The sequence below is a fragment of the Mammaliicoccus sp. L-M44 genome (assembly GCF_022386355.1).
GTDB lineage: Bacteria > Bacillota > Bacilli > Staphylococcales > Staphylococcaceae > Mammaliicoccus > Mammaliicoccus sciuri_A.
The window spans coordinates 63,096-75,572 of the sequence record NZ_JAJNIU010000015.1; the positions used below are offsets into that span (position 1 = coordinate 63,096).

General features: G+C 31.8%; 13 protein-coding genes and 1 pseudogene. 10 read left to right on the top strand and 4 right to left on the bottom strand.

The genetic code is table 11. From position 1 onward, the window contains the following. Positions 1-11: 11 nt before the first annotated feature. Complete coding sequence (gene bioB, locus LQ611_RS09450) at positions 12-974, bottom strand: biotin synthase BioB (RefSeq protein WP_107633864.1); 963 nt, start codon at positions 972-974, stop codon at positions 12-14. Between the two features lie 173 nt (positions 975-1,147). Between bioB and LQ611_RS09455 the strand changes: the two genes are divergently transcribed. Beyond that, a complete protein-coding gene (locus LQ611_RS09455) occupies positions 1,148-1,777 on the top strand; it encodes an NDxxF motif lipoprotein (protein ID WP_119494646.1) in 630 nt (209 codons plus the stop codon). A gap of 30 nt (positions 1,778-1,807) precedes the next feature. Continuing rightward, positions 1,808-2,215 carry a hypothetical protein gene (locus LQ611_RS09460; protein WP_107633866.1) on the top strand — a complete coding sequence of 136 codons (408 nt, stop codon included), beginning with the start codon at positions 1,808-1,810 and terminating at the stop codon, positions 2,213-2,215. Positions 2,216-2,238: 23 nt separating this feature from the next. Here LQ611_RS09460 and add read toward each other — a convergent pair whose 3' ends face one another. Then, on the bottom strand, positions 2,239-3,216 hold the full coding sequence (gene add, locus LQ611_RS09465; RefSeq protein ID WP_107565865.1) for an adenosine deaminase: 978 nt from the start codon (positions 3,214-3,216) through the stop codon (positions 2,239-2,241). Positions 3,217-3,458: 242 nt separating this feature from the next. On the opposite strand from add, the gene LQ611_RS09470 reads away from it, so the two are divergent. The 6 genes from LQ611_RS09470 (at position 3,459) to LQ611_RS09495 (ending at position 10,044) form a co-directional block, all read left to right on the top strand. Further along, the gene (locus tag LQ611_RS09470; RefSeq protein WP_119494647.1) at positions 3,459-4,808 is read left to right on the top strand and encodes an amino acid permease; all 1,350 of its coding nucleotides are present in this window, start codon (positions 3,459-3,461) and stop codon (positions 4,806-4,808) included. Between the two features lie 209 nt (positions 4,809-5,017). Continuing rightward, positions 5,018-5,956: an ABC transporter substrate-binding protein gene (locus tag LQ611_RS09475; protein ID WP_107590472.1), complete on the top strand. Its 939-nt coding sequence runs from the start codon at positions 5,018-5,020 to the stop codon at positions 5,954-5,956. 70 nt (positions 5,957-6,026) lie between these two features. Beyond that, on the top strand, positions 6,027-7,013 hold the full coding sequence (locus LQ611_RS09480) for a FecCD family ABC transporter permease (protein WP_103361815.1): 987 nt from the start codon (positions 6,027-6,029) through the stop codon (positions 7,011-7,013). Next, a complete protein-coding gene (locus LQ611_RS09485) occupies positions 7,010-7,981 on the top strand; it encodes a FecCD family ABC transporter permease (RefSeq protein WP_107565869.1) in 972 nt (323 codons plus the stop codon). Before LQ611_RS09480 ends, LQ611_RS09485 begins: the two co-directional genes overlap by 4 nt. A 118-nt stretch (positions 7,982-8,099) precedes the next feature. After that, positions 8,100-8,663, top strand: coding sequence for a cysteine hydrolase family protein (locus tag LQ611_RS09490; protein ID WP_107565870.1), 564 nt, complete (start codon positions 8,100-8,102; stop codon positions 8,661-8,663). A 16-nt stretch (positions 8,664-8,679) separates the two neighbouring features. Then, positions 8,680-10,044: an MFS transporter gene (locus LQ611_RS09495; RefSeq protein ID WP_119494648.1), complete on the top strand. Its 1,365-nt coding sequence runs from the start codon at positions 8,680-8,682 to the stop codon at positions 10,042-10,044. Positions 10,045-10,207: 163 nt separating this feature from the next. On the opposite strand, the gene LQ611_RS09500 is transcribed toward LQ611_RS09495, so the two are convergent. Further along, a complete protein-coding gene (locus LQ611_RS09500) occupies positions 10,208-10,486 on the bottom strand; it encodes a TroA family protein (RefSeq protein WP_239709541.1) in 279 nt (92 codons plus the stop codon). A 3-nt stretch (positions 10,487-10,489) separates the two neighbouring features. Beyond that, a pseudogene (locus LQ611_RS14280) lies at positions 10,490-11,151 on the bottom strand (ABC transporter substrate-binding protein). 148 nt (positions 11,152-11,299) lie between these two features. On the opposite strand from LQ611_RS14280, the gene LQ611_RS09515 reads away from it, so the two are divergent. Both LQ611_RS09515 and yidC read left to right on the top strand, forming a co-directional pair. Next, positions 11,300-11,569 carry a hypothetical protein gene (locus tag LQ611_RS09515; RefSeq protein ID WP_049320526.1) on the top strand — a complete coding sequence of 90 codons (270 nt, stop codon included), beginning with the start codon at positions 11,300-11,302 and terminating at the stop codon, positions 11,567-11,569. A gap of 29 nt (positions 11,570-11,598) precedes the next feature. Next, entirely contained in the window at positions 11,599-12,357 is a 759-nt protein-coding gene (gene yidC, locus LQ611_RS09520; RefSeq protein ID WP_107565871.1) for a membrane protein insertase YidC, read from the top strand. The last annotated feature ends 120 nt before the right edge of the window (positions 12,358-12,477 follow it).

Below are 12,477 nucleotides of genomic sequence, written 5' to 3' on the forward strand. Positions count from 1 at the left end.
CTAATAATACTTTAATAATCAATTTCAAATCCTAAATCTTGAATCATATCATAGTCCATTTGATTTGGTTGACCACCGGTAATTAAATAATCTCCAACAAAAATAGAATTCGCAACCATGAGTGATAATGATTGAAGCGTTCTTAAATTTACTTCACGACCACCAGCAATACGTATTTCTTTTGTAGGATTAATGAGCCTAAACATACATAGAATTCTAATACATTTCATAGGTGTTAAGTCATCCATACTGCCAAATTTTGTACCTTTTATAGGGTGTAAGAAATTGACTGGAATACTGTCAGCATCTAATTGATTCAATGTAAAAGCCATATCGATAATATCTTCGTCAGATTCACCCATACCACAAATCACGCCAGAACATGGAGAAATATTCTTTTCCTTCATTATATTTATTGTATTTACACGATCATCAAAACTATGTGTTGTCACAACTTCATCATGATAGTTAGCACTAGTATTTATATTATGATTATATCGGTCTACACCACTGTTTTTAAGGGACTCAGCTTGTTGTTCATTTGTTAATCCGAGACAAGCACAAATCTTAAGTTGAGGATGATTTCTTTTAATTTGTTCAACAGAATCAGTAATGTGAGAAATCTCTTTATCACTAGGGCCACGACCACTCATAACAATACAGTAAGTTCCAATTTTATTTTCAGAAGCTACTTTGGCACCTTCAACAATTTGATTCTCTGGAATAAGTGCATAGCGTTGAGATTTTTGTTTAACATCTCTTGATTGCCCACAATAACCACAGTCTTCGGGGCAAATACCACTTTTGGCATTTAAAATCATATTCAGTTTTACTTTCTTACCATAGTAATGATGTCGAACTTTATAAGCTTCTTGAACAAGTGTTAATGTATCGATCGATTCATCTTGATAAATTTTTAAAGCTTCATTATATGTTAGATGATGACCATTGATTATGTTAGTTCCTAAAGTCATTAAAATTCCCCCTCTATAATTATTAATAGAATACTAATAATATTCTTAATTGTAAACCTAAATATTTAAATAGTTAACAATTAAGTGTTATTTACTAAAATATGGTAGAAATTACAATGAACTAGTGATAGCATATATATTGAAAGATTTAAATTATATATAGGAGAGATAAAATGAAGAAGTTTAAGTCAGTCATCATTTATAGTAGTTTAGCTTTATTGCTTGTAGGATGCGGAAACGAAGAAAGTTCAGCAAGTAAAAATAATGAGCACAATAATTCAGAACAGCAGTCAAATAAACATGAAAATGCAAAGTTGCCAACTGTTGTATTTGAATCTGATCTAGCAAATGAAAAATTATCAAAGTCAGAAATACATAAAAGTATTCAACGTTATTTAGATACAAATGAAAGTATTTATAATGTGACAACAAAGATTGAAGAAAAAATATGGGATGAACAACCTTTAACGAAGAGAGAAGCGGATCAATTAGAAGAAGGTAGAAAACTTTTAGAAAAGAATGACCAGAACTTCTCAAATTATATAGAAAATAATACACTCCCAAAAGGTTATCAAAAAGAAACAAATAGAATCAGTCAGTACTTTACAAGTTACAATCAAACAATTAAAAATTTAGACCATCAAGTGAAAAAAATAGAAGATAAAGCAGAAAAAGGTACCATCTCAACAAAAGATATAAAAGATATCGTACCATATAGTCAAAATGTAAATGGCAGACAACAAGCAAAAATAGAAAAATTCCTTAAACAAATCAATGTGAAGACAAATGCGTTTAAAAGGTAAAAGGTTATTTTGAAAGATGGTGGTTGTATGATGAAACAATTAATAAAAAATAGAGAGTTATTAACGGTGGTATTTGTATTTCTAATTATCGCCTTAAGTTTATTATTAGGTTTATTTCTAAGTCTTGAACAAATACTTATTTGTTTATTTCCGATTTTTATTATTTTTCTTTTATTTAGAGATTGGTTGAGAGGACGAGAGAAAGCAAAGGATTTCAAGAGATTTATGATATTTAGAATAATTGTAATGATAATATTTTTGATAATAATGTCCTTATACATATTGAGTATGTATCAGAATAATCAATTTACGAATCCGTTATATATTTTTGGTTGGTTTATTGTGTTATTCATTACTGACATTATTGAAAATAAATATTTCATAAAAAAGAATCGGGTAAATAATAATCAAGAAACCAAAAAAGCTGGGACAGTATGAGCTGTCTCAGCCTTTTTGGTATTTTAATATTTCATCTTTAATTGTTCTTTTTCAATATCAGATATAAATGCATGGTCTATTGCTTTAATATTAATGTCTTTCATTTCTGCTATAGATAATAATTGATGGTTGTACAAGAGTTGATATTCTTGGTTTAAGTTTGTATTCGAAACTGTTCTATTATCTGTATTAATATTAAATGGAATGCCTTGTTCTATAAGCTTTCTAATATTAAGTTCTTCTACTGATTGGATTGCTTTTGTTTGTAAGTTGCTCGTCGGACAAATTTCTAATAATGCGTTGTGTTGTTTAATGTATGATAATGCTTGATTGTCTTGAATTGCTGCAACGCCATGTCCTATTCTTCGTGCACCGAGTTCGATTCCTTCAATTATATTATGTATACATCCACATTCACCGGCATGCAATGTTAAGTGGTGGCCAGAATCTGTAGAATGTTGAATGGCTTCTTGTATGACTTTTGTTGGAAATGCTTCTTCAGGACCTGCAAAATCAAAACCTACGATGTGACGATTGGTTGTATTTAACTGATCTACTGATTTAAATAAGTCAATGTTTGTTTGATTGTCGTGATGTCGCATGCCACAAATTAGCAAATTGACTTTAATATCATATGTATGTTCAGCTTCGATTGCTCCGTTGTTAACAGCTTCTAAAATTTCTTCAATTTTTAATCCTTTATCTGTATGGAAAAGTGGCGCAAATCGTATTTCTATATATTTAATGTTGTCATGATGTGCTTGTTGCGCGACATCGACAACTGCTTTCTCTAAACTATCTTTTGTTTGTAAAACTTTTAAAATGGTGTCGAAAGATTTTAAGTAGTCATCTAAGCTTTCGCAATTTTGGTCTACTTGAATATCTTCTAAATTAATAGATACATGTTGTTCTCGTGCGAGTTGCTGGATTAATTCGATACTAACAGAACCGTCTAGGTGACAGTGTAACTCTGTTTTTGCTACTTCATTTATTGTAGACATTGGGAATATCCTTTCTTTATCTATTGGTATGATTTTTAAATATAGTTATATATTATAAACAATTTCAGAAATATCTGGTAGTATTTAGCACAAATGTGTAGATTTTGTGAGAAAATTTATAAAAATATTATTTTTTTATCTGAAAATTCTTGGTTTCGAATTATTAAAAATGCTATATTTATAGAATATTTTAAAAATTACAGTTTGGAAATTTAGTACATACATATTAAGAAGGGTCAGACATGAATAATAATTTAAAAAGAGAGTTAACGTCAAGACAAATGCAAATGATTGCGATTGGTGGCACAATTGGTGTTGGTCTATTTATGGGGGCATCAAGTACGATTAAGTGGACAGGACCATCCGTGTTATTAGCATATGCTATTGCAGGTGTATTTGTATTTTTAATTATGAGAGCGTTAGGTGAAATGGTTTACGTTTATCCAGATACAGGTTCATTTGCTAAGTTTGCAAATGATTATATTCATCCGTCATTTTCATTCGTAACCGCTGGAAGTAGTACATTTAACTGGATTATTGTCGGTATGAGTGAGGTTATAGCAGTAGGGTCGTATTTTAAATTTTGGTGGCCAGATTTACCTTCATGGATACCAGGTTTAGCTGTCGTTCTCATATTGCTTTCTGCAAACTTAGTTTCTGTTAAGTGGTTTGGTGAATTTGAATTTTGGTTTGCCGCTGTAAAAGTCGTAACGATTATATTGATGATTATTGCAGGGTTAGGGTTAATACTTTTTGGAATAGGTAATGACTTTAATCCAATTGGAATCAGTCATTTATGGGATCATGGTGGTTTCTTCACAGGTGGTCTAAGTGGTTTCTTCTTTGCATTATCAATCGTATTTGGTTCCTATATTGGTGTCGAATTAATTGGTATTACTGCTGGTGAAACGAAAGATCCACAGAAAAATATTGTAAAAGCTATTAACGGTGTTGTATGGAGAATATTAATTTTCTATATCGGTTCGATTTTCGTTATTGTAACTGTTTATCCATGGGATGAAGTGAATCAAATTGGTTCACCGTTTGTTGCGACATTTGCAAAAGTAGGTATCACTGCAGCTGCAACTATTATTAACTTTGTTGTAATTACAGCAGCAATGTCAGGATGTAACTCTGGTATTTTTAGTACGAGTCGTATGCTTTATACGTTATCTAAACAAAAGCAAATTTCTCAAATATTCTATAGAACAAATAAAAATGGTGTCCCACATATCGCTGTTATCGCAGTATCAATCGGTATCTTCTTCGGTATCGTCTTAGATATTGTATTACCTCTGATATTAGGTAAAGATACGAATATATTTGTATATGTGTTCAGCGCAGGTGTGCTTCCAGGTATGGTACCTTGGTTTGCCATTTTAATTAGTCATATGAATTTTAGAAAGAGAGAACAAATTAAAGATCATCCATTTAAGATGCCATTCGCACCAGTCAGTAATATAATCACAATTATTATGCTTGTATTAGTTGTTATTGGCATGTTGTTCAACGCTGAAACAAGAATCTCAGTCATAATTGGTATCGTATTTATTGCGATCATTAGCTTATATGCATTTATTAAAAAGCCATAATATATGAATAAAAATACATGTACATTTCAGGGTGTATATGTATTTTTTTATAGTCAAAATTAATTAGAGTAAAGATATAGGTTAACTATTTATTGTTATATAACAGTTAAATAAAGGGGTTTATAAATTGAATATTCAAAAATGACTATAGACATTATTTAATGAATATAATACAATTGATAACAGTTATCAATTAATAGGAGGACATCATGAATAAATATTCAAAAATTTTTATGGCGATATTAGTTGTTTCAGCAATGTTTTTAGCAGCATGTGGCAATAATAAGAGTAGCGAAGCAGGTGCTAAGAAATCTGAAACAATAGAAATAAAAGACGAATTAGGTACTCAAAAAGTTAAAAAGAATCCTAAAAACATTGTCGTGTTAGAGTATTCTTTTGCAGATGCAGTTAAAAATCTTGGCAATACACCAGTTGGTATTGCGGATGATAATAAGAAAGAAATTATTAAAAAATTATATGGTGAAGATGTGAAATATACATCAGTTGGTACACGTAAACAACCAAACTTAGAAACAATCAGCTCGCTTAAACCAGATTTGATTATAGCGGATGTTCAACGTCATAAAGGTATAAGTGAAGACTTGAAGAAAATTGCACCAACACTTGTATTGAAAAGTAGAGAAGCAAGCTACGATGATGTGAATGGCTCATTTAAAACAATTGGTAAAGCTTTAGGTAAAGAAGATAAAGCGAATCAATTACTTGAAGAGCAAGATGCAAAAATTAAAAAAGCTAAAGATAAAATAGATACAAAAGAAAACGATGGCCAAAAAGTGTTGATTGCAGTTGCAAGAGAAGATGCATTCCAAGCTCATACATCTACTTCTTATGCTGGTCAACTATTAACAAAATTGGGATTAGACAATGCTGTAGAATCTAAAAATGCATATGAAGATATTAATTTAGAAAATTTATCTAAAATTAATCCAGATAAAATCATTTTTACAACTGACAAAAAGAACCCAATAACAGATGATTGGAAAGAAAAAGCGATTTGGAAAGATCTTAAAGCATATAAAAAAGGTCAAATATATCAAGTAGATAGAGACTTCTGGACAAGATTCAGAGGTATCAATGCCAATGAATATATCATAAAAGATTTACAAAAATATAACGAAGAGAAATAAATACTTGAACAATGAACGTACATACAATTGTCCGTTCATTGTTTTATTTCTGAGTTGAGTTGGTGATGTTATGAAAAAAGAAACGATAATCATTATAGCAACAGTCATAATTTTAATAATAGGCATTTTTATAAATTTAAGCTTTGCTTCGTCAATTATGAGTTTTAAAACGATATTTCATGCTTTATTACATAATGATCATTCGAAAGATACATTAATTATTAGAACGGTAAGACTGCCAAGACTATTAGTTGCGATTATGGTTGGTGTGAGTTTAGCGCTAGCAGGTGCAATCATGCAAGGTATTACGAGAAATGCACTTGCTTCACCTCAAACATTTGGTATTAATGCCGGCGCTTCGTTAGTACTTGTTGCGGCATTAGTTTTCTTTCCTGATTATAATGGTAATCAAAGTGCGTATATTGGATTTATTGGTGCGATTTTAGGTGGCGTGATTGTGTATACCTTTATTTATGGACATGAGAATAATCAAGTTCGTTTAGCATTAGCGGGTATGACCATTCATTTACTGCTATCTTCAGTCACTGAAGTGTTGATATTAATGAACGAAAACGCCACAGATATTCTATATTGGTTAACAGGTTCGTTAAACGGTAAAGATTGGGATAGTGTGGAAGTCCTATTACCATGGTTTGTAATCGGTACGATTATCACAATTATGTTAGCGAGACATTTAACGGTTATTTCACTTGGTGATGATTTAGCTACAGGTTTAGGTGTTTATAAGAAACTGATTTATATCGTATTTGGATTGATGGTTATTATTCTAGCTGGTTCATCAGTATCTGTTGCAGGTCCAATTGGCTTTGTAGGCTTAATTGCACCTCATATTTCTAAGAGGTTGATTAGAGGCGGTTATGAAAGACATATTATATTAACTGCACTTATTGGTGCAGTGTTACTCGTATATTCAGATGCGTTATCACATATTATTGCTTATCCTTATGAATCGCCTGTCGGAATTGTAACAGCTTTAATAGGCGGACCGTTCTTCCTTTACTTATGTAAAAATGGAAGGAGTGTTCAAAAAGGATGAAACTTAAATGGAAATATATCATCGTTTCACTCGTACTATTGGTCTCATTATTTATTAATCTACAAGTAGGTTCTCAGTTTATAGGTACATCAAAGATTATATCTACATTTACTGGCTTTTCAGATGAATATGATTTTGTTGTATATAATTATAGATTACCAAGAATGATTATTTCATTGATTGGTGGAGGCTTATTAGGTGTATCAGGTGCTATTGTCCAAAGTTTACTGAGAAATCCTTTAGCATCACCAGATATCATAGGTGTTACAAAAGGAGCAGGATTATTTGCAGTCGCACAAACATTATTGTTACCAGCACTACCATTTTATTTCTTAGGTGTTGCTTCATTTATAGGTGCAGTTGTACTCATCATGCTTATTATGCTTATCGGCAAATTGTTCCAAGCAAGTACATATACAATTGCATTAATAGGTGTTGCTTTAAGTGCGATATGTCAGGCAGGTCTTCAATATTTCATGATTAGATATCCAGACAATATCAATACGACATTATTGTGGTTGTCTGGAAGTGTATGGGGACGTAATTATGATGACTTATGGTTCTTTATACCTGGCATAGTGGTGTTGCCGCTTATTTTCTTATTTGCTCGTAAAATTGACATATTAAGTTTAGGTGATGAATCTGCTGTCAGTTTGGGTGAAAAAGTATCTCTTATTAGAAATGTATATCTTGTGATGGCAGCAATTTGCGTTGGATCAGTCGTGTCAGTAACAGGGACAATTGGCTTTATAGGCTTAATTGCACCTCATATAGCAAGGTTATTAGCAGGACCGAAAGCCATTAAATTGTTACCATTATCAGCTTTAATAGGTTCAATATTCTTATTAGTAGCAGATGCAATAGGTAAAGGGATGTTTCCTCCACTCGAAATTCCTGCAGGTGTAGTTACAGCCATTATTGGTGCCCCTTATTTCTTATATTTATTAAAAAAATCTCAAAGTGTGTAATGAGTTATTTAGCCGAAACAGTCATGATTGTTTCGGCTTTTTTGATAGGCATAAATATTTCTTGAGAAATATGGCTGTGATAACATTGCATTAAAAAGAATATTAAGGAAGTGTAAGTATGTCTAATCAATCTGCTTTATTAGTTATGGATATGCAAAATGGTATTGTTGGTAGCTTATCTAATTCGAGTGAAATCATCGATAAAAATAAAAAGGCTATCGAAAGTGCTAGGAAACATCAAATCCCAGTTATTTTTGTGAGAGTAGCTTTTTCAAAAGGATTTTATGAAGTGTCGCCTTACAACAAATCATTTTCACGTATTAAAGCAAGTGGACAACAAATGAGAGTGAATGATGCATCAACTCAAATTATAGACGAACTTGCACCAAATGAAGATGAAGTCGTTGTTACAAAACATCGCTTTAGTGCTTTTACAGGTAGTAATTTAGAAGTGTTATTGCGTGGTATGCAAGTTGACCACCTTATTTTAACAGGTGTTGTAACAAGTGGTGTTGTATTATCTACTTTAGTTGAAGCGGCAGATAAAGACTTTGAATTAACAGTCTTATCAGATGCGATGACAGACAGAGATATTGAAACACATCAATTTCTAATTGATAAAATTTTTCCTAGGTATGCGGAAGTAACTGAGACATTAGAATGGTCAAATACAATCGTATAGATAGGAGATAATTTTTATGCGTCAAGTTTCGAGTGAAGAAACCTTTAATACGAAACTATATCCTCCGATGATTTTAGGGTCAATATTGAATCCTATCAACTCTTCTATGTTAGCTGTTGCACTTATACCAATTGCACAAGACTTCGGTATACCTTTTTATCAAACAACATGGCTTGTGTCATCGTTATATTTAGCAACGAGTATTGGTCAACCGGTTATAGGTAAACTTATAGATATATTTGGCCCTCGAGGGTTATTTTTATTTGCTACAAGTTTAGTAGGAGTAGCGAGTTTGATTGCGATTTTTACACCATATTTTTTTGGATTAGTATTAGCAAGATTTCTTATAGGTATTGGTACTTGTGCAGGTTATCCTTCAGCAATGTATTTAATCAGTTATGAGGGCAAGCGCACAGGTAAAGATAGTCCAAGTAAAATATTAACAATGCTATCTATATCCAATCAGACGATTTCTGTTATTGGTCCAACAATCGGTGGTTTGTTAATTCATAGTGGCGGTTGGCAAGCTATATTCTTAGTCAATATTCCACTTTCCATTCTTTCATTCGTATTTGGATTTTTATATTATCCAAAAGTTGAAAGTCCAAAGAAATTAAATGCATTAAAAGAACAGATAGACTTTATAGGTATAACGTTGTTTACAATTACTTTAACAACATGGATGATTTTCTTTATGGAGCCAGATCAATCCATTTTTTATCTATTTATAATTGGACTGTTCAGTTTATTAGTTTTTGTCATTGTGGAACTCAAATCTAAGAAACCATTTATTGATCTAAGAGTACTTGGTCACAATGGTGCTTTAAATAATACTTATATAAGATCACTTCTTACAGCTGTTATTTCTTATAGTGTGCTATACGGATATGTTCAATGGCTAGAAGAGGGGAGAGGATTGACTGCAGCACATGCAGGACTCATGATGTTACCTCAATTCTTGGTTGGGATTTTTATGGCACAATTAACAGGTACAAGACTATCAATTAAGTTCAAACTATATTTAGGGACAATTTGTGCACTCATAACAATGATAGGCTTCCAATTTATTCATGCGGATACACCATTATGGATATTAATATTATTAGCTGCAATTTTTGGTGTGCCACAAGGATTATTAAATTTAGCAAATCAAAATGCACTTTATCATCAAGCACCAAAATCAATGATAGGCATGTCAGCAGGATTATTAAGAACTGCAATGTATATCGGTGCAATCGTATCATCCACTCTCATTAGTACTTTATTTAAAGGTGACCACATCACAAATGGTATACATGAATTAGGTCTATTCTGTATGCTGATAGGCATAGTTATCATCATTCTAACCTTTGTCAGTAGACGTTCATTAAGCACAAGGTAGACTGCGGGTTGTCTGAAGTTAGAGAGAGGGGAGGATGAGTTTTGGAGTGGTTGTTTAGAGTTAGATGTCATGGCTTAAGTAGTGAATAAAGCCACAACATCACCCAATTTCACATTCCCTACCAAAAAAAGAGCTAGGACACGTATCCTAGCTCTTTTCATATTTATTTCATTTCTTTAAAGGCTTTTAAGAATATCTCTCTTTGTTTTTCTAATGAAATTGGATCGTTATATTGTGTTTCTGTTACATCAAATTTAACGACGTGATTATTTTTCTTATCTTCTGTATTTGCCCAAACATTTGTATCTTCGAATGGTGCTTTCTGATTTCCGTTTGCTGCGATTACAACAAAATCACCTAAATATTTATCGAATTCTTCAGGTGTTATTGTGATAGCATTTGTTTTTTTTGTTGCTTTTTTTAGGTCTTTTGGTTGTTTCAAGCCCTAACCGATATATAAAATTTCAGTACCTCGACCTAATGCATCACTGAATGCCATAAGTCCTTTTGGTGTTTGTTGTAATACTGTTGCTGTTTTTTCTTTGATAAGTGGTTCTAAATCTTTTTTATCATCTTTAAGTTTTTGATCCCATTCTTTAATCCACTCTTTAGCTTGGTCTTCTTCGCCGACTAATTCTGCTAATTTAGTTGTATTATCTTTATATGTAGAAGTCATTGCATCAAAAGTAACGGTAGGTGCAATTTTTTAAGTTTATTAAGGTTTTTGTCTTGTGCGCTTGTAATAATTAGATCTGGTTTTGTTTTTGCAACTTGTTCAACATTTGTTTGATCTATTTTTTTAGCATCTTTCGTAACATTTTTAAGTACCTTATTTTGATTAATAAATTCTGGTACTGCTACTGGTGTATGTTTGAACTTAACTAATGCGCCGACATATGTTGGATGTAATACTGCAATTCGTTTAGGATCTTTTGGTACATCAACTTTCTTACCATTATCCATCGTAAACGACTTTGTATCAGAGCTTGAATCTTTCTTACTACTTGAATTTTTATTGTCATTGTTCTTCCCGCATGCTGCAACAAATAAAATTAACGTTAATACTAAAATTAATACCTTTTTCATTAAAAAGCCTCCACAATTCATTGAAATTGATAATCTTTCTCAATTGTATCAAAATATTGTGATTATACAATAGGTTTTGCAAAATTTAAAGAGTGCAATTATTTGAATATCATATTTTTACCATGTATATTTAACGTAGTAAATTCGATTGGAAAGGAGTGAAGGCGTAATGGAATGGCTCATAGGTTTATTAGGTGAAGAGATTTTAATTAATTATGTTGCATTTAGCATACATTATTTCATTCCTGTGTTATTAACGCTCTTGTTTGTTTATTTGCAGATGCAAGCAAACATCAAGCTCCACAAAGATTGGATTGTAAGGTTTTCAACTGAAGTAGAGGATCAATACATTTTTGAATGGATAGTCCCTATTTTAAGGTGGAGAACACGTTGCTTATCCAAATCCGTCGATGAAGAAGACGCTAGTCCAATATATTAAGGCATAATTAATATATTGGAGGAGAAATTTTGAAAAAATTATATACAGTTTTAGCATTTTTAGCAGTATCGATATTACTAAGTGGATGTGCACCACAAGAAGGTGGTGTATTTTATAATTCATTAGTAGAACCATTCATTTATTTGATTAAATTCTTTGCATCATTCTTTAACAATAGTTATGGAATTGGCATTATCATCGTTACCATATGTGTAAGACTAATTGTCATGCCGTTTATGTTGCGTTCTTTTAAAGGACAGAAGAAAATGCAATTTAAAATGAAGAAAATAAAACCACAAATGGATGAAATTAATAAGAAGATGAAATCAGCTAAAGATGAACAAGAACGTGCACAATATAGCCAAGAAATGATGGCTTTATATAAAGAACATGGTATAAATCCTTTAGGTATGGGATGTTTACCAATGATTATACAGATGCCGATACTAATGGCGTTGTACTTTGCAATATCTCATAATGATGCACTTGCAAGTCATAGTTTCGCTTGGTTTAACCTAGGTACACCAAATATATTTATGGCACTGATTGCCGGAGCACTCTATTTATTACAAGCATATTTATCAACAAAATATTTACCAGAAGAATCAAATGGACAAATGAAATACATCATGTATATTAGTCCAATTATGATATTTATTGTGAGTATGAGCACACCAGCAGCACTTCCATTATATTGGAGTGCAAGTGCGATCGTACTTATCGTTCAACAATATATATCTAATAAGTACTTTAATTATCACGAAGACGATCTTCAAACAAGTTCATAAATAACAAAAGACGTTCAATTCTTGAGCGTCTCAGACTGTGGACAAACTGAACTTAAATTTATAAGTTCAGTTTGTTTTTTTATATGGATTAATATTTTCCACTAAAATCATGATTAAACT